Below are 16,211 nucleotides of genomic sequence, written 5' to 3' on the forward strand. Positions count from 1 at the left end.
TCGCCACAGGTCCGTCGAATCACCCATAACGTTGTGTCGAGACCCATTCCTTCAAGCGCCTTTTCTACAACGCGCGCGCCCAGGTCTGGCTGACCAGTTGCTTGCCGAAACTCAAGGTGGGCTCCTCTTCCAGCAACTCGAAACCGGCTTTCTGGTAGAGCTTGCGCGCATCGGTCAAGGCGCTCATGGTCCACAACATCATGCGGGTGTAGCCGACATCGCGGGCAAAGCGCAGGCATTCGTCCACCAGGCGCTGGCCGATGCCCAGGCCCCGCGCACTCGCATCCACGTAGAGCATGCGCAGCTTGGCGGTTGTATCGTCATGGCGCACGACGAACACCGAGCCGACCACCTCGCCCTCCTTCTCCGCGATCCAGCAGCGCTCCCGCGCCGGGTCGAACTCGCGCAGGTACTTGGCGACGATCTCCGCCACCAGCGCTTCAAACTCCCAGTTCCAGTGGTATTCGCGGGCATACAGCGCCGCTTGCTGCTGCACCACCAGGCCCATATCCCCTGGCCGTGGATCACGCAGCAGGTAGCTCGACGGGCGGTCTTGCAGCAGGGCCTGGATACGTTGCATGGCGTCGGTCAATTGCTGCTGCCGGGGTTCGGGCAGGCTCTCGAGCAGGGCGATGACTTCATCCTGGGTCTGCTGTTCCAGGGGCGCCAGGACCGCGCGGCCGAGATCGGTGAGGTGCAATTGCACCGCGCGCGCATCGGTGGCGCAGCGGACTTTCTGGATCAGGCCGTTTTTCTCGAAACCACTGGTCAGGCGGCTCAGGTAACCCGCGTCGAGGCTGAGCATCTGGCAGAGGTCGGCGCTGGTGAGGTCGCCACGGGAGGACAGCTCGTACATCACCCGAATTTCAGTCAGGGAATAGTCGCTGTGCAACAGGTGTTCCTGCAGCACGCCGATCTGGTGGGTGTAGAAGCGATTGAAGCCGCGCACGATGCCGGCGCGTTCCACAAGCAGGGGAGTGGACATGGCGGATACTCGAATGGTTGCCTTAGTCAATTATATTGTTGCTTTAGGCAAGCATGTCAACGGCTATGATCGCCGGTCATGGTCATCCCAGGCTTGGCCGTCGCCTGTGGGCTCGTCAATATGATTCGAATCGCCATGGCCACGCCGATCAGCACCGCAACCAGTCCCACGGCTTCCATGAGTGTGGGCCAGCGCCCGTGAAACCCCAGGCCGAGCAGGGTGGCGAAGAGGGATTCGAGGGCGATCAATTGGCCGCTCAGTACCATCGGCAGGCGTCGGGTCGCGGCGTTCCAGGCCCAGGCGCCGACCATGGTGGACATCACCGCGATCACCAGGCTCCAGGCATAGAGCGGGCCAGCCTGGGAAAGGCCGAAGCCGAGCATCGGCAGCTTGAACATGCCAAGCCCATGGATGAACGGTAGCAGGCACAGGGTGGCGACACCGCTGCCCACCATCATGAGTGCGGTCCAGAGACCGGTTGCCTGCGCCGCAAGGTGTGTCAGTTGCCTTTGGTTGATCACGCTGAACCACAACCAGAGAGCAACTGCACTCAGGGAAAAAAACAGCCCTGCCCACCAGGCGCTTGTGTCCAATGAAGGTTGATGAAAGCTGCTGATGTTCGACAGCAAGAGGCCCACCGTCAGGCATGACAAAGGGGTTGCCAGGCGGCGCCACGGGACTGTCCTCGTGCTGGCGTTACCCACCAGGGCCAACAACACCGGCACCGTGCCGATAAACGCCGGGGTCATGACCGGCCCGCCGAACATCACGCCGGCGGCGATGCACACGCCGTAGCCCAGGCACCCCAACGCCCCGAGTGCTGCGGCGAGGCATCCCTGGCCGGGCCCGAGCAAGTGCAACTGTGCCCGGCATAGGATCACCCCCATGACACCCAATGTGCCGGCGATCAGAAATCGCACAGCCATCAAGTCACAGAGGCTGTAGTCGCCGGTGACGTAAGGCGCGATGAAGTTCAACGCCCAGCCCAATGTCGCAACAACCGCGAGCAGCACGCCGACGGCAATGGAGGTCTGTGCAGCGTTCATCCGGGGCATCCATTGAGGTAATGGATCCATGGTGCCCAGTCATGCGGGTGTGCTACAAACGAGTTCTCGGCCGTGGATGTATAACCTCAGATTATGAATACACTTGGCAAGACCCTGCCGCCCCTGGCCAGCCTGTTGCCGTTTGAAGCGGCGGCACGCCTGGGCAGTTTCTCCAAGGCGGCCGATGAGCTGCACATCACCCAGGCTGCCATCAGCCGCCAGATTCGCGGGCTGGAAGACAACCTGGGGGTGAAGCTGTTCAGTCGGCGCAACCGGGCGGTGTTCCTCACCCAAGAGGGGCGGGAACTGGGCCGGGTGGTCGGCGAAGCGCTGCGCAGCATCAGTGAGAGTGCCACCAGCCTGCGGGGGTCACCCCACAGTCATCGCGTGGTGTTGCTGTGTCAGTTGTGCGAAGCGTTTTATTGGCTGATGCCGCGCTTGTCGACGTTCCACCAGCAATACCCGCACATCGAAATCCAGGTGGTGACCTCCACCCGCCCCCTGACGGAGTTCACCAGTCACTTCGACGTGGCCTTGCAAAGTACCGGGCGCGCGAGTGGCAGCCATCCGCTGATGTTCACCGCCGCCGACGAAGTGTTCCCGGTGTGCAGCCCCGGCTATCTGGACAGCAAACCACCGCTGTCGCTCGCCGGGTTGCAGTCGCGCACCTTGTTGCACCACAGCTCCCATCCTCCGCACTTGATGGAGTGGGACAGCTGGTTGCAGGTGTTCGGCCAGGCCTTGAGCGGGGAGGTGCGCGGTGCGACCTTCGATAGCTACCCGCTGATGTTGCAGGCGGCGGTGGAAGGGCATGGGATCGCCATGGGCTGGCGGCGTACGGCGAGCCGGTTGATTGACAGCGGGGCGCTGGTAAGGCCCTGTGTCGAGAGTGTGCATTTGCCCCAGGCGCTATCGATTTACCGGCAGCAGGGAGAGGGCAGCCGGGCCGAGGTCGTGGCGTTGCTCGACTGGCTGGAGGCGCAATTGCAGGATGAAGGCTGACAGGGGCGCCGCCGCCCCTGTCATATGCCTCTATGGCTTGCGCGTCACCCGCCACACGGTATTGGCCAAGTCGTCGGCGATGATCAGCGCGCCTTTCGGGTCCACCGTCACCCCCACCGGGCGCCCACGGGTCTTGCCGTCGTCACCGCGAAAGCCGGTGGCGAAATCAATCGGCTCACCCGATGGCTTGCCATTACTGAACGGCACGAAGATCACCTTGTAGCCCACCGGCTTGTCGCGGTTCCAGCTGCCGTGCTCGCCGACGAATACGCCGTCGGCAAATTGCTCGCCCATGGCCGGGATGGAAAAGTCCACGCCGAGTGCGGCCACGTGGGAGCCCAGGCTGTAGTCGGGCTTGATCGCGGCGGCGACTTTGGCCGGGTTCTGCGGTTGCGCGCGCGGGTCGACGTTCTGGCCCCAATAGCTGTAGGGCCAGCCGTAGAACGCGCCTTCTTTCACCGATGTCAGGTAGTCGGGCACCAGGTCGGGGCCGAGTTCGTCGCGTTCGTTGACCACCGTCCACAGTTGCCCGGAGTCGGGTTGGATGGTCAGCGCCGTCGGGTTGCGCAGGCCAGTGGCATAGGGCTTGTGTGCGCCGGTGGCGGCGTCGATCTGCCAGACCATGGCGCGGTCGATTTCCACTTCCATGCCACGTTCGGTCACGTTGCTGTTGGAGCCGATCCCCACATACAACTGGCGTCCATCGGCACTCACTGCCAGGGACTTGGTCCAGTGATGGTTGATCTGCGCCGGCAGGTCGGTGACTTTCACCGGTGCGCCGCTGGCCTTGGTCTGGCCATCGGTGTAGTCGAAGCGCACCAGCGCATCCTGGTTGGCCACGTAGAGCTTGCCATCGGCAAACGCCAGGCCGTAGGGCGCGTTGAGGTTGTCGGCGAACACCGTCTTCAACTCATAGGTGCCGTCACCGTCGGCATCGCGCAGCAGCGTCAGGCGGTTGCCGCCTTTTACCTTGGTGTTGCCCTGGGCCTTGATCACGCTGGCGATCACATCCTTGGGCTTGAGCTTGGCCGCACTGCCGCCACGGCCTTCGGCGATCAGGATGTCACCGTTGGGCAGCACCAGGGTCTGGCGCGGGATGGCCAGGTCGGTGGCGATGGCCGTGATGCTGTAGCCCTCGGGTACCTGGGGTTTCTGATCGCCCCAGGGGGTGGGCTCGGCGATCTTCATGCTCGGCAACAGGCTGCTTTGTTGCTCCGGCAACGTGGGGTCGGGGCCACGGGCCTGGGTCTTGTCGCCTTCGCCGCCGCAGGCGCTCAGCAACAGCGCGGCGCTCAATACGCTCAGTGTGTGGGACGTTTTCATTTGGCACCTCCCGAGCGCAGGCCGGTCCAGGTGGCCGCCAGTGTCAGCAGCAAGACGACGGCCGACATGATCAGCCCGGCAGGCATTGAGGCGTAGGCATCCTTGGCATGTTGAAAGGCATTGACCAGCCCTAATACCCAGGTGGCTAACAGCAGCAGGACATACCGCGTGGGTTGCCCCGCCTTGCGCTCGGCGCGAAGCAGGTTGACCAGCGCAAACAGGAACGCGAGCCCACAGAACACCAGAGCACCGGCAATCAACCAGGACGCAAAGTTGGCCCATTGAATCTGGTAGGTCTGGGTGTAGGCAATGTCGCTGAGCAAGGCACCAAGAAACAGTGGCACGGTGCCGGCCAGCAAGGTCGCATGCAGCGGCCCCGGCGTATATCGGTAGGCGGGAAGGGTTGTCATGGTAAGGCGGCTCCTTGTTGTACAACGCCCCTGGTCGGGGCTGCGCATAGAAAATGAACGCCTTACGTATCAGATAGTTCAGCATAATTCGTGTCGAAATATTAAGAACCAGCCTGAAAGCTGGCATGCTCAGGGCTTCACATAAGGAGCCGTCCCCATGCCAACCCTGCACCTGCTGTGCGGCAAGATCGCCTCGGGCAAGTCAACACTGGCCAAGACCCTGGTGGCCGAACACGCCGCCATCCTGCTCAGCGAAGACACCTGGCTCGCCCAGTTGTACCCCGGTGAAATCCTCTCGATCGCCGACTACCTGCGCTGTGCCCAGCGTATTCGCGGGGTGTTGGGCCCGTTGGTGATCAACCTGCTTGAATCCGGCGTCAACGTGGTGCTGGATTTTCCCGCCAATACCCTGGCCAATCGCGAATGGCTGCTGGGGTTGGCGCAGGCCGCCAAGGTGCCGCACCGCCTGCATTACCTCGAGCTGGACGACGCCACCTGCCGCGCAAGGCTGCATGCGCGCAATGCCCGGGGCGATCATGATTTCGCGGCGACGGATGCCGAGTTCGACCTGATCACCCGGCATTTCTGCGTGCCGAGCGAGGCGGAAGGGCTGGTGATCGAGGTGCATCGCCCATGAGTACGCCTTCTGCGGGCATCGACGCGGACGGTTTTATCCTCACCGTCCCCGACACCCCCGTGCAGCGTGAATACCAGCCGTTGCTGGCGGACGTCTGCGCGTCGCTCTCGAGGGACGACCTGGGCCTGGACGGCCTCTATCTCTACGGCAGTGTCGCAAGGGGCGACGCCATTCCCGGTGTTTCCGACCTCGACCTCACCCTGGTGCTGCGCGAGCCGGCAACGGCGGAGCTATTGGCCCGGCTGGAGGCAGTCCGCTGTGCACTGGAGCAGCGGCATCCCCTTGTCACCAAGGTGGATTTCGATATCGGCCACCGCGCGCAAGTACTGGCGGCGGAAAACCGCAACGGGTGGGGTTTCTGGCTCAAACACCAGTGCCGCTGCCTGTGGGGCAATGATCTGTCAGTGCATTTCGAACGGTTTCGGCCATCCCGTGACATCGCGCTGGCGGTAAATGGTGATTTTCACGCCGTATTGAGCGCGTACCTCACGCGCATCGCGTGCGCCGACACCGAAACGCAGCGCCTTAGCTTGCAGCGCGAGGCTTCACGCAAGCTGATCAGGTCCACCCATGTATTGCTTTCGGAAGATGCGTCGACATGGCCGCGCACCCTCGAAGAGCATGTGGCGATGTTCGTCCGGGGGTATCCGCAGCGGGTCACTCACCTTGCGTTCTTTCTCTTTGAGGCCAGGAACCCTGGCGCCACGATGGAAAACTTCACCACGCGGCTTCGAGCTTTTCTGGATTGGATGGCTTCACCCATCGTAGATACCGTCTTATCCAGCACCGCGTAAAACCCCGTAGCAGCTGTCGAGCCCCGGCGAGGCTGCGTCGGTCGCGGCTCGGGCTTGAATCGGCAGTGCGTCCGACGCAGCCTCGCTTGCGCTCGGCAGCTGCTACGGGGGGAGGCGGATGATCAGTTGGCGACAATCATCAGGACTTGAAGCGCCCCACCAGGCCATTCAACTCATCCGACAGATTTGACAGGCGCCCCGAGTCGTCCTGCGCCGAGTTGGCCAGGCTTTCCACCAGGCGCGCCTCGTCGTAGATCTGCTGGATATGCCGGTTGATCTCTTCGGCCACACTGTGTTGCTCCTCGGCGGCGGCGGAGATTTGCAGGTTCTGGTCGCGGATCTCGTTGACCGACAGCTGGATGCCTTCAAAGCTGTCCCGCGCGCTTTCGATGGACGACACACTGGCCCGTGACAGGTCCAGGCAACTGCCCATTTTTTGCGTGACTTCCTGGGTCTTGTTTTCCAGGGTGCCGAGCAGGTGCTCGATCTCGCCGGTGGAGTCGGAGGTGCGCTTGGCCAACGCGCGCACCTCGTCGGCGACCACGGCAAAACCACGGCCCTGGTCGCCGGCACGGGCGGCCTCGATGGCGGCATTGAGTGCCAGCAGGTTGGTCTGTTCGGCAATCGCGCGAATGGTGCCGATGATCTGGTTGATGCTGCGGCTGCCGGCTTCGAGTTCGACCATGGCGTCGGACGACTCGGTCAAGCGGCGGCCCAGGCGGTTGACGTTATCGGTGGTGACTTCGATCTGTTGCTTGCCCTCGGCCACCCGGCGATGGCCGTTCTCCGCCGACTCTGCCGCACTGCTGCATGAACGCGCGACTTCGTTGGCAGTGGCGACCATTTCGTTGAACGCGGTGGACACCAGTTCCACCGCCTCGCGCTGGCGCCCGGCGGCTTCGTTCATGTTGTGGGCCACTTCGCTGTTGACCTTGGACGCATTGTGCAAATTGGCCGAGGCCGCGCCGATGTGCTGGATCAATTGGCGAATCGCGGCAAGGAACTTGTTGAACCAGCCGGCCAGTTCGGCGGTTTCATCCTTGCCCTGCACCTGCAGTGCGTGACGCAGGTCGCCTTCGCCCTCGGCAATCGACTGCAAGCCGCTGCTGACCTGGCCGATGGGCTTGACGATCACCTTGGAAAACGCCGCCGCAAGCACGCCGAAGATCAGCACCAGCACGCCGACGATGACCGCTGTGAGGTAGGTCATGCGCGTGGCTTCGGCCATGACTTCGCGGTGTTCGATCAGGCCGATATAGCGCCAGCCCAGGCCGGGGGAGGTCCACACGTTGGCCATGTAGCGCACGCCGTTGATTTCCACCTCGGTAGAACCCTGGGACGTCTCGGCCAGGTGCGCATAGGCGGCGCCCAGGTCCTTGAGCGGCTTGAAACTGTGAGCGGCGTCGCGCGGGTCGACCAGCACCACGCCGTCTTCGATCAGCATCACGTAGCCGCTTTCGCCGAGCTTGATGCTCTTGACCAGTTCGGTGAGGTTTTTCAGCGACACGCTGACCACGAACACGCCCTTGGCTTTGCCGGCGCTATCCAGCAGCGCCCGGGCAGTGCCCACCAGCGCCACATCGTCTTTGTCGTAGTAGTAAGCCGGCGTGCGCACGGTCTTGCCGGGGCTGGCCATCGCGGCCTTGTACCAGGGGCGCGTGCGTGGGTCGTACTTGGCCAGCTGCGGGTCATCCGGCCATTTGGCGTAGGTACCGTCTTCCAGGCCGATGGAGAGGATGGCGGCGGCCGGGTGCGTGGCGCCGAAGCGTGCAAAGCGCTCGATGACCGCTTGTGCCGCTGCTGGCATCGGTTGGCTGGCGGCGTCGGCGGGCTGGTAGTTCTTCAGCGTTTCCACGGAGGTGTACACAGGATCCATGGCCATTTGATCGACGTTCTGCTGCGTGCCGTCGAAGAACTGGCGGATATTGCCATCGATCTGGCGGATTTCCCGGGTGCTGCCATCGATAAACTGGTCAACGGCCTGGGTCCGTGTGTTCATCACGGAGATGACCGCCACCAGGCTTACCGGGATAAACGCGACCGAGACAAAAGCCAGCACCAGCTTATTTTTTATTTTCATCGAGACGACCATCAGCGTAGGGGGCGGTCAAACCGTCTCGTTCCGGAAAAAGAGCGCGGCGATTTGCTATCACCGCTGTTTCGGCCTGATACCGGCAAATCTTTAGGGTTTTTTGTACACAATACAAAGTGCTTATTGTTCTGTATCCAATCAGTAGACATCACGCAGATAGCGCTTCTGTTCGCTCAACTGGCGCCAGTACTCCACGGCGCCCTCAACACCAAGCCCGCCGTGGGTTTGCGCGACCTGGCGCAGGGCCTGGTCGACGTCCTTGGCCATGTGGCTGGCATCCCCGCAGATATACAGCTGCGCGCCGTCCTGCAGCCAGCGCCACAGCTCGGCGCCGTGTTCCTGGATGCGGTCCTGCACGTAGACCTTCTGCGCCTGGTCGCGGGAGAACGCCAGGCTCAGGTGAGTGAGCAAGCCGTCGTGCTGCATGCCTTGCAGTTCGTCCTGGTAGTAAAAGTCGCTGGCCGCGTGTTGCTCGCCAAAGAACAGCCAGTTGCGGCCCTGGTGTCCCTGGGCCCGACGTTCCTGCAAAAACGCGCGGAACGGCGCCACACCGGTGCCGGGGCCGATCATGATCATCGGCACGTCGCCGTCGGCCGGTGTGCGGAAGTGCTTGGACGGCTGCACGAACAACGGCACCTCGCTGTCTGCGGCGCGGTCGGCGAGGAAGGTCGAGGATACGCCCTTGCGCTTGCCATAGCGCACGGCGGCCACGGTGAGGTGCACTTCCTGCGGGTAGGCCTTGGCGCTGGAGGCGATTGAATACAAACGTGGTTGCAGGCGCTTGAGGGTGCCGAGCAGTTCGTCCGCCGAGCAATCGATGGGGTATTCGTGCAACACATCCACCAGTTGCCGGCCCCACAGCCAAGCCTGCAGTTCGGTCTTGTGCTCGGGGCTCAGCAGGCGCTTAAGGCCTGGGTTGGCACTGCGCTCGGCGATAAAGGCCAGGGTGTCGCTGCTGGGGCGGGCGATTTCGAAACGCTGGGTCAATGCCTGGTGCAGCGGTACATCGCCGAAGGTGTCGATGTTCACGCAGGCACTGGCATCCAGGCGGGTCAGGTCGAGCAGTTCGCTGACCAGCTCCGGGCAGTTGCGCGGCATCACTCCCAGGGCATCACCGGCTTCATAGCTCAGCCCGGAGTCGGTCAGGTCCAGGGCGAACTGGCGGGTTTCCTTGTGGGTGCTCTGTGGGTTCAGGTGCCGGTTGAGCAGCAGCCGTGAGCCATGCAGCTTGGTTTTGCCGGCCGGTGTGGCGGGTGGGGCGAGCGTCGCGGCTTTGGCCGGGTTGAGGCTGTGTTGCAACTGTGCCAGCCAGGCATAGGCGCGCTCTTCGAATTCGGTGTCGCAATCCACGCGCTCCAGCAGGCGGGTCGCGCCCAGCTCCAGCAGGCGCTGGTCAAGGCGTTTGCCGTGCTTGCAGAACTGGTCGTAATTCGGATCGCCCAGGGCCAGTACCGCAAAACGCAGCGACTCCAGGCGCATCTCGGCGGTGCTGAGGCTGTGCCAGAAGCCTTCGCCGTTGTCCGGCGGGTCGCCGTCGCCGAAGGTGCTGCTGATCAGCGCCAGGTTTTGTGTGCTCGCCAGTTTGCTGGCCGGGAAATCCGCCATCGCGCTGAGCTCGACGCTGATACCGGCGTCGCGCAGGCGCTTGGCGAATCGCTCGGCGAGGGCTTCGGCGTTGCCGGTCTGGGAGGCCCATAACAGGGTGACGGCCGGGGAGGGCGTTGCGGCGATGGCGCTGACGTCTGCGCGGCTGAACAATCCGCCGAGCAAACCGTCCAGCCACAGTCGGGAATCCTTGGTCAGCGGCGCATGGGTTGGCATCACCGGCACACCCGCTGCCAGGCGCCCGGCCTCGGAGCGCAGACCGCTGAGGAAACCTGCGAGGTAAGTACGCTCGCTATCGCTCAGTGTCGGCGCCGGCAGGTTGCGGATGCCGGCAATATCGGCGAAGGCGTCGAGGCGCGACAGGGTGAGGTCCTCTACTAAGGGGGGCAAGTCTTGCGAGACCGGCCCATCGAGAAACTGGTGATCGATCAACTCGACCCGGGCCAGGGCGACGGCACAGAACTTGAACTCGGGTTGCAGGGAAATCGGATCGACCGCGTCGTTGGTCACCGCGTTGATCGCCAGGTTTTCGCCAAATACATCGTTCCAGTGGAAAGGCGCAAAACAGTTGCCCGGCCGCACGCGGTCGGTGACCACCGCAGGCAGCACGGCACGCCCGCGCTGGGAGCGCACCTCCACGCGGTCCTTGTCCTGGATGCCCAGGCTGGCGGCGTCTTCGGGGTGCAGTTCGACGAAGGGGCCGGGGTTGAGTTTGTTCAGGGTGGCGACCTTGCCGGTCTTGGTCAGGGTATGCCACTGGTGCTGCAAACGCCCGGTGTTGAGCACGAAAGGGAAGGCCTCATCCGGCATCTCTGCCGGCGGCATATGTGGGCGCGCCAGGAACTGGCCCTTGCCGTTGTCGGTGGCGAATCTGAGCGTGCCTGTATTCAGGTAGCGGATCGGGTTGCGGTCGGCGCCCGCGTCTGAAGCGCAGGGCCATTGCAGCGGTTGCGCGCGCAGCCGTTGATGGCTGGCGCCGCGAATGTCATAGCCGGTCTTGGGGTTCCAGGCGCGCTTGATCTCGTCGAAGACCTCGGCGGCGCTGGCATAGGTGAAGGCTTCGGCAAAGCCCATTTCACTCGCGACCCTGGCGATGATCTGCCAGTCGGGCAAGGTCTGGCCCGGTGGTTCGACGGCTTTTTGCATCAGGGTCAGGTTGCGCTCGGAGTTGATCATCACCCCTTCGGCCTCGGCCCACAGCGCGCCGGGCAGCAGGATGTCGGCGTAGCGGTTGGTCTCGGTGTCGAGGAAGGCATCCTGGGTGATCACCAGTTCGGCGGCTTGCAGGCCTTCGATCACCTTGCGGCGATTGGGCGCGCTGGCCACCGGGTTGGTGCAGATGATCCAGCAGGCCTTGATCTGCCCCGCGCTCATCTGCTCGAACATCGCCACGGTGCCGCCGCCGACCTGGCGCGGCAGGCTGCCTGGGGGGATCTGCCAGAGGTCTTCGATAAATGCGCGGTCGGCTTCTACCAGCACCGAGCGCTGCCCCGGCAGGCCCGGGCCCATGTAGCCCATCTCACGGCCGCCCATGGCATTGGGTTGGCCGGTGAGGGAAAACGGCCCGCTGCCGGGGCGGCAGATGGCGCCGGTGGCCAGGTGCAGGTTGCACAGGGCGTTGGTGTTCCAGGTGCCGTGGGTGCTTTGGTTGAGGCCCATGGTCCAGCAGCTCATCCACTCGGCAGCCGCGCCTATCCAGTCGGCAGCCTGGCGGATATCCGCTTCGGCCAGGCCGGTGATCTCGGCGACCGTGTGCGGCGGGTAGTCCTCGAGAAAGCCGGGCATGGCCTCCCAGCCCTCGGTGAACGCGGCAATAAAGGCCGGGTCGGTGTGGCCGTTCTTGACCAGCAGGTGCAACAGGCCATTGAGCAGGGCGAGGTCGGTGCCCGGTTTGATCGGCAGGTACAGGTCGGCTTTGTCCGCCGTGGCGCTGCGCCGTGGATCGACCACGATCAGCTTCGCCCCGGCCTTGACCCGGTCCATCATGCGCAGGAACAGGATCGGGTGACAGTCGGCCATATTGGCGCCGATCACGAAGAACAGGTCGGCGCGGTCGAAGTCTTCATAGGAGCCCGGCGGCCCATCGGAGCCCAGGGACAGCTTGTAGCCGCTGCCGGCGCTGGCCATGCACAGCCGCGAGTTGGACTCGACGTTGTTGGTGCGCACAAAGCCCTTGGCCAGTTTATTGATCAGGTACTGGGCTTCCAGGGACATTTGCCCGGAGACGTAAAAGGACAGGGCATCCGGCCCGTGGCTGTCGAGGATGCCGCGCAGGCGCCCGGCGGTTTCGCTGATGGCGGTGTCCATGGCGATGCGCACCGGGTCGTGGTCACGCTTCTCGCGCAGGTAGGCGTTTTCCATCCGCCCGGACTCGGCGATGGCCTGCCCGCAGGTGGTGCCTTTGGTGCACAGGCGGCCGAAGTTGGTGGGGTGGGCCTTGTCACCGATGACCTTGACCACCTTATTGTGCTCGACCTGCATGATGATGCCGCAGCCCACACCACAATAGGGACACACACTGCGTACGCTTTGGTTTGCCATCCGTCACCCTCGAAACTTTTTCTGCCCGCCAACAAAAAAGCGCCCTGCAACCCTCCGTTGGAAACGGGGATTGCACGGCGCCTTTGTCGTGAATGGGCAATCAGCGTTGACTGCTCTGTGTGTGTTCCCTAGCAAGTCACGCGCCAATTTCTTAAGCACGGGCAAATTGTGGCAAGCCAGCTTGTTGTGGTGAGTGGGCTTACAGTGGTGAGTGGGCTTGCTGTGGTGAGCGGGCTTGCCCCGCGCTGGGCTGCGTAGCAGCCCTAAACCCAGGCGCCTCAGTCCTTACAGGAAGTAAGCTGTGGCAGTGATGGGGCGGCTTCGCCACCCAGCGCGGGGCAAGCCCGCTCACCACAATAAGCCCGCTCTTCTGTGACCCTTTGATTTTTATCCGGGAATGCACTTTTTTGTCGCGGGATGCACCAGTTGGAGGCGCTGAAGTGTGCATTCAGACTCGATGAGTACCGCTAGAAGGCGTCGCAGTAAGGCTCGCGACCAATTGGCACAGACCCTGCAAGCTCCCCCTCAACCCACCTCGGTCAACGACGATCGACAACAGGGGCATAAAGCGGTAGATCCGGCGCAGTCGCCGATCCGATCCCGCATAAGAACAGGCAAAGGCGCCTGGAACCGCAAGGTTTCAGGCGTTTTTTTTTGCTTTTTAAACCGTGATGAACGTTGTCGGGTGCTTGCTATGAACAAACAGATGAAAACCCTGATCGTCGTCGGCAATGGCATGGTCGGCCACCATTGCGTGGAGCAATTGATCGAACGCGGCGCGCTGGATCACTACCGGTTGCACGTGTTCAGCGAAGAGCCGATGCGTGCCTATGACCGCGTGCATCTTTCCGAGTATTTCACCGGCCGCGATGCCGAGTCCCTGGCGTTGTCCGACGCCGCGTTGTACCAGACGCCGGGTGTCACCCTGCACCTGGGTGTACCGGTGCTGGAGATCGACCGCGAACGCTGTGAAGTGATCACCGCCCAGGGCTGCGTGGGCTACGACAAGCTGGTGCTGGCCACCGGTTCCTATCCGTTCGTGCCGCCGATCGAGGGCGCCGAAGGCGACTCGCGCCTGGTGTATCGCACCCTCGAAGACCTCGACGCCATCCGTGCCGCTGCCGCCAATGCCCGCCGTGGTGTGGTGGTGGGCGGTGGCCTGCTCGGCCTGGAAGCCGCCAACGCCCTGAAAAGCCTGGGCCTGGAAGCCCATGTGGTGGAATTCGCGCCGCGCCTGATGCCAGTGCAACTGGATGATTTCGGCGGCCTTGCGCTCAAGGCCCAGATCGAGCGGCTGGGCGTCGGTGTGCATCTGTCCCGCGCCACCCAATCGATCAGTGCCGGCGAGCAGTACCGCTACCGCATGAACTTTGCCAATGACGAGTTCCTGGAGACCGACCTGATCGTGTTCTCCGCCGGGATCCGCGCCCAGGATGCCCTGGCTCGCCAGGCCGGCCTGGAGATTGGCCCGCGCGGCGGCGTGGTGATCAACGACGAGTGCTTGAGCTGCGATCCCAATATCTACGCGATTGGCGAATGCGCCTCCTGGAACGGCAGCCTGTTCGGCCTGGTTGCGCCGGGTTACCAAATGGCCCGTGGCGTCGCCGCGCTGTTGTGCGAGCACAGCGCTGAGCCCTTTGTCGGCGCCGACATGTCCACCAAGCTCAAGTTGCTGGGCGTGGACGTGGGCTCCATCGGCGACGCCCACGCCCACACACCGGGTGCGCGCAGCTACCAGTTCATCGACGAGGCGAGCGCCAGCTATCGACGCCTGGTGGTGGATGCGAGCGGCAAACACGTGATCGGCGCGGTGCTGGTCGGCGACAACAGCTACTACGACACCTTGCTGCAATACATGCAGAACAGCATCGCGCTGCCGGCCGAACCGGCCAGCCTGATCCTGCCATCGTCCAGCGGCGCACCGACCCTCGGCCCAGGCGCCTTGCCGGACTCGGCCACGGTGTGCTCGTGCCACAACGTCAACAAGGGCGCGATCTGCTCGGCCATCGACGGCGGGTGCAGCGACCTCGGCCTGCTCAAGTCGCAGACCAAGGCCTGCACCGGTTGCGGTGGGTGTGCCGGGTTGCTCAAGCAGGTGTTCGAGCACGAGCTGATTGCCCGTGGCGTCAGCGTCGACAAGAGCCTGTGCGAACACTTCGCCTATACCCGCCAGGAGTTGTATGCCCTGGTGCGCGTGGAAGGGGTGACCACCTTCGAAGAACTGCTGGCCAGACACGGTCGTGGCCACATCGGCTGCGATGTGTGCAAACCGGCGGTGGGGTCGATCCTGGCCTCGTGCTGGAACCAGCCGATCATGGACGCGTCCCTGGTGCCGTTGCAGGACACCAACGATACCTTCATGGCCAACATGCAGAAAAACGGCACCTACTCGGTGGTGCCGCGTATTCCGGGCGGCGAGATCACCGCCGACAAGTTGATCGTGATTGGCGAAGTGGCGAAGAAATACGACCTCTACACCAAGATCACCGGCGGCCAGCGCATCGACCTGTTTGGCGCGCAACTGCACGAGCTGCCGGACATCTGGGCCGAGCTGATCGCGGCCGGGTTTGAAACCGGCCACGCCTACGGCAAATCCACGCGCACGGTGAAGTCCTGTGTGGGCAGCACCTGGTGCCGCTACGGTGTGCAGGACAGCGTGAAAATGGCGCTGCTGATCGAGGACCGCTACAAGGGCCTGCGTTCGCCGCACAAGCTCAAGTTCGCGGTATCCGGCTGCACCCGCGAATGCGCCGAAGCCCAGAGCAAGGACGTGGGCGTGATCGCCACCGAGAAGGGCTGGAACCTCTACATCGCCGGCAACGGCGGCATGCGCCCACGCCACGCCGAACTGTTCGCCACCGACCTGGATGACGCCACGCTGATCCAGTACATCGACCGCTTCCTGATGTTCTACATCCGCACCGCCGACAAATTGCAACGCACCTCGGTCTGGCGCGAAAGCCTGGAAGGCGGCCTGGATTTCCTCAAGGACGTGATCCTGCACGACAGCCTGGGCCTGGGCGCCGAGCTCGAAGCGCAGATGCAACGGGTGGTCGACCGCTACGAATGCGAGTGGGCCAACGCCCTCAAGGACCCGGAAAAACTCAAGCGCTTCCGCACCTTCGTCAACGACAAACGCCCCGACCCGGACATCCACTTTGTCCAGGAACGCGGCCAGCGTCGGCCGATCATGGCCGCCGAACTCAACCTGATTGCCGTCACCGAGGAGCTTGCCTGATGAGCCAGTCCAACACGCAGCGCAACCTTGCCACCTGGAAAAGCGTGTGCAACGAGACCGACCTGGTGAGTAATTCCGGCGTAGTGGTGTGGCTGGACGGCGCCCAAGTCGCGCTGTTCTACCTGCCCGGCGCCCGGGACCAGACGCTGTACGCCATCGACAACCACGACCCGGAATCCGGCGCGAATGTGATCGGACGCGGGCTGGTCGGCAGCATCAAGGGCGACCTGGTGGTGGCCGCGCCGATCTATAAGCAGCATTACCGTTTGGAAGACGGCCAATGCCTGGAGGCACCGCACCAGCGTTTGCGGGTATGGCCGGTGCGGTTGAATGCTGGAGTGGTGGAAATAGGTCTGGGCTGACACGCCTCGGTCTGAATGTGGGAGGGGGCTTGCTCCCGATGACGGTGGATCAGCTAATAAATCTGTTGGCTGACACTCCGCTATCGGGAGCAAGCCCCCTCCCACAGTTGAGCTGTTTACATCCGGCAGATTTCGGTCGCATGGGCGGTAGCCAAAAGTCGCGTGTTGGAAGTAGG

The 16,211-nt window shown here is 63.4% G+C and carries 11 protein-coding genes and 1 pseudogene; 5 read left to right on the top strand and 7 right to left on the bottom strand.

Annotated elements, in window-relative coordinates:
* Positions 1 to 64: 64 nt before the first annotated feature.
* Both BFP99_RS22735 and BFP99_RS22740 read right to left on the bottom strand, forming a co-directional pair.
* Positions 65 to 985 carry a bifunctional helix-turn-helix transcriptional regulator/GNAT family N-acetyltransferase gene (locus BFP99_RS22735; RefSeq protein WP_065948260.1) on the bottom strand — a complete coding sequence of 307 codons (921 nt, stop codon included), beginning with the start codon at positions 983 to 985 and terminating at the stop codon, positions 65 to 67.
* A gap of 56 nt (positions 986 to 1,041) precedes the next feature.
* On the bottom strand, positions 1,042 to 2,031 hold the full coding sequence (locus BFP99_RS22740; RefSeq protein ID WP_065928055.1) for a DMT family transporter: 990 nt from the start codon (positions 2,029 to 2,031) through the stop codon (positions 1,042 to 1,044).
* A gap of 93 nt (positions 2,032 to 2,124) precedes the next feature.
* Here BFP99_RS22740 and BFP99_RS22745 point away from each other — a divergent pair, with 93 nt between their 5' ends.
* Positions 2,125 to 3,033 (top strand): LysR substrate-binding domain-containing protein, encoded by a 909-nt coding sequence (locus tag BFP99_RS22745; RefSeq protein WP_065928056.1) that lies wholly within the window; start codon positions 2,125 to 2,127, stop codon positions 3,031 to 3,033.
* Between the two features lie 30 nt (positions 3,034 to 3,063).
* On the opposite strand, the gene BFP99_RS22750 is transcribed toward BFP99_RS22745, so the two are convergent.
* Both BFP99_RS22750 and BFP99_RS22755 read right to left on the bottom strand, forming a co-directional pair.
* Positions 3,064 to 4,356: a PQQ-dependent sugar dehydrogenase gene (locus BFP99_RS22750; RefSeq protein WP_065948261.1), complete on the bottom strand. Its 1,293-nt coding sequence runs from the start codon at positions 4,354 to 4,356 to the stop codon at positions 3,064 to 3,066.
* Positions 4,353 to 4,766, bottom strand: a complete 414-nt coding sequence (locus BFP99_RS22755; protein ID WP_065928058.1) for a DUF2231 domain-containing protein — start codon at positions 4,764 to 4,766, stop codon at positions 4,353 to 4,355. The genes BFP99_RS22750 and BFP99_RS22755 overlap by 4 nt, the downstream gene beginning before the upstream one ends.
* A 157-nt stretch (positions 4,767 to 4,923) precedes the next feature.
* Between BFP99_RS22755 and BFP99_RS22760 the strand changes: the two genes are divergently transcribed.
* Together BFP99_RS22760 and BFP99_RS22765 are read left to right on the top strand one after the other, a co-directional pair.
* Positions 4,924 to 5,403 (top strand): AAA family ATPase, encoded by a 480-nt coding sequence (locus tag BFP99_RS22760; protein WP_027608492.1) that lies wholly within the window; start codon positions 4,924 to 4,926, stop codon positions 5,401 to 5,403.
* On the top strand, positions 5,400 to 6,197 hold the full coding sequence (locus BFP99_RS22765; protein ID WP_065948262.1) for a nucleotidyltransferase domain-containing protein: 798 nt from the start codon (positions 5,400 to 5,402) through the stop codon (positions 6,195 to 6,197). The genes BFP99_RS22760 and BFP99_RS22765 overlap by 4 nt, the downstream gene beginning before the upstream one ends.
* 139 nt (positions 6,198 to 6,336) lie before the next feature.
* On the opposite strand, the gene BFP99_RS34170 is transcribed toward BFP99_RS22765, so the two are convergent.
* The 3 genes and pseudogenes from BFP99_RS34170 to BFP99_RS22775 form a co-directional block, all read right to left on the bottom strand.
* Entirely contained in the window at positions 6,337 to 7,104 is a 768-nt protein-coding gene (locus BFP99_RS34170; RefSeq protein ID WP_370737674.1) for a methyl-accepting chemotaxis protein, read from the bottom strand.
* A gap of 87 nt (positions 7,105 to 7,191) precedes the next feature.
* Positions 7,192 to 8,289, bottom strand: a pseudogene (locus BFP99_RS34175) (cache domain-containing protein); the annotation flags it as partial.
* 138 nt (positions 8,290 to 8,427) lie between these two features.
* A complete protein-coding gene (locus BFP99_RS22775) occupies positions 8,428 to 12,435 on the bottom strand; it encodes a bifunctional nitrate reductase/sulfite reductase flavoprotein subunit alpha (RefSeq protein ID WP_065948263.1) in 4,008 nt (1,335 codons plus the stop codon).
* 694 nt (positions 12,436 to 13,129) lie between these two features.
* Between BFP99_RS22775 and nirB the strand changes: the two genes are divergently transcribed.
* Both nirB and nirD read left to right on the top strand, forming a co-directional pair.
* Positions 13,130 to 15,673 (top strand): nitrite reductase large subunit NirB, encoded by a 2,544-nt coding sequence (gene nirB / locus BFP99_RS22780; protein ID WP_065948264.1) that lies wholly within the window; start codon positions 13,130 to 13,132, stop codon positions 15,671 to 15,673.
* Positions 15,673 to 16,035 (top strand): nitrite reductase small subunit NirD, encoded by a 363-nt coding sequence (gene nirD / locus BFP99_RS22785; RefSeq protein ID WP_065948265.1) that lies wholly within the window; start codon positions 15,673 to 15,675, stop codon positions 16,033 to 16,035. The genes nirB and nirD overlap by 1 nt, the downstream gene beginning before the upstream one ends.
* The last annotated feature ends 176 nt before the right edge of the window (positions 16,036 to 16,211 follow it).

Origin of the sequence: Pseudomonas sp. 1 R 17 (genome assembly GCF_900067035.1) — a bacterium.
Classification (GTDB): domain Bacteria; phylum Pseudomonadota; class Gammaproteobacteria; order Pseudomonadales; family Pseudomonadaceae; genus Aquipseudomonas; species Aquipseudomonas marginalis.

What these genes read in the sequence shown, in the direction of transcription:
- BFP99_RS22775 (WP_065948263.1), bottom strand. Translation starts at nt 12,435, where the DNA reads ATGGCAAACCAAAGCGTACGCAGTGTGTGTCCCTATTGTGGTGTGGGC.
- BFP99_RS22735 (WP_065948260.1), bottom strand. Translation starts at nt 985, where the DNA reads ATGTCCACTCCCCTGCTTGTGGAACGCGCCGGCATCGTGCGCGGCTTC.
- BFP99_RS22765 (WP_065948262.1), top strand. Translation starts at nt 5,400, where the DNA reads ATGAGTACGCCTTCTGCGGGCATCGACGCGGACGGTTTTATCCTCACC.
- BFP99_RS22740 (WP_065928055.1), bottom strand. Translation starts at nt 2,031, where the DNA reads ATGAACGCTGCACAGACCTCCATTGCCGTCGGCGTGCTGCTCGCGGTT.
- nirB (WP_065948264.1), top strand. Translation starts at nt 13,130, where the DNA reads ATGAACAAACAGATGAAAACCCTGATCGTCGTCGGCAATGGCATGGTC.
- nirD (WP_065948265.1), top strand. Translation starts at nt 15,673, where the DNA reads ATGAGCCAGTCCAACACGCAGCGCAACCTTGCCACCTGGAAAAGCGTG.
- BFP99_RS22760 (WP_027608492.1), top strand. Translation starts at nt 4,924, where the DNA reads ATGCCAACCCTGCACCTGCTGTGCGGCAAGATCGCCTCGGGCAAGTCA.
- BFP99_RS22755 (WP_065928058.1), bottom strand. Translation starts at nt 4,766, where the DNA reads ATGACAACCCTTCCCGCCTACCGATATACGCCGGGGCCGCTGCATGCG.
- BFP99_RS22750 (WP_065948261.1), bottom strand. Translation starts at nt 4,356, where the DNA reads ATGAAAACGTCCCACACACTGAGCGTATTGAGCGCCGCGCTGTTGCTG.
- BFP99_RS22745 (WP_065928056.1), top strand. Translation starts at nt 2,125, where the DNA reads ATGAATACACTTGGCAAGACCCTGCCGCCCCTGGCCAGCCTGTTGCCG.
- BFP99_RS34170 (WP_370737674.1), bottom strand. Translation starts at nt 7,104, where the DNA reads ATGAACGAAGCCGCCGGGCGCCAGCGCGAGGCGGTGGAACTGGTGTCC.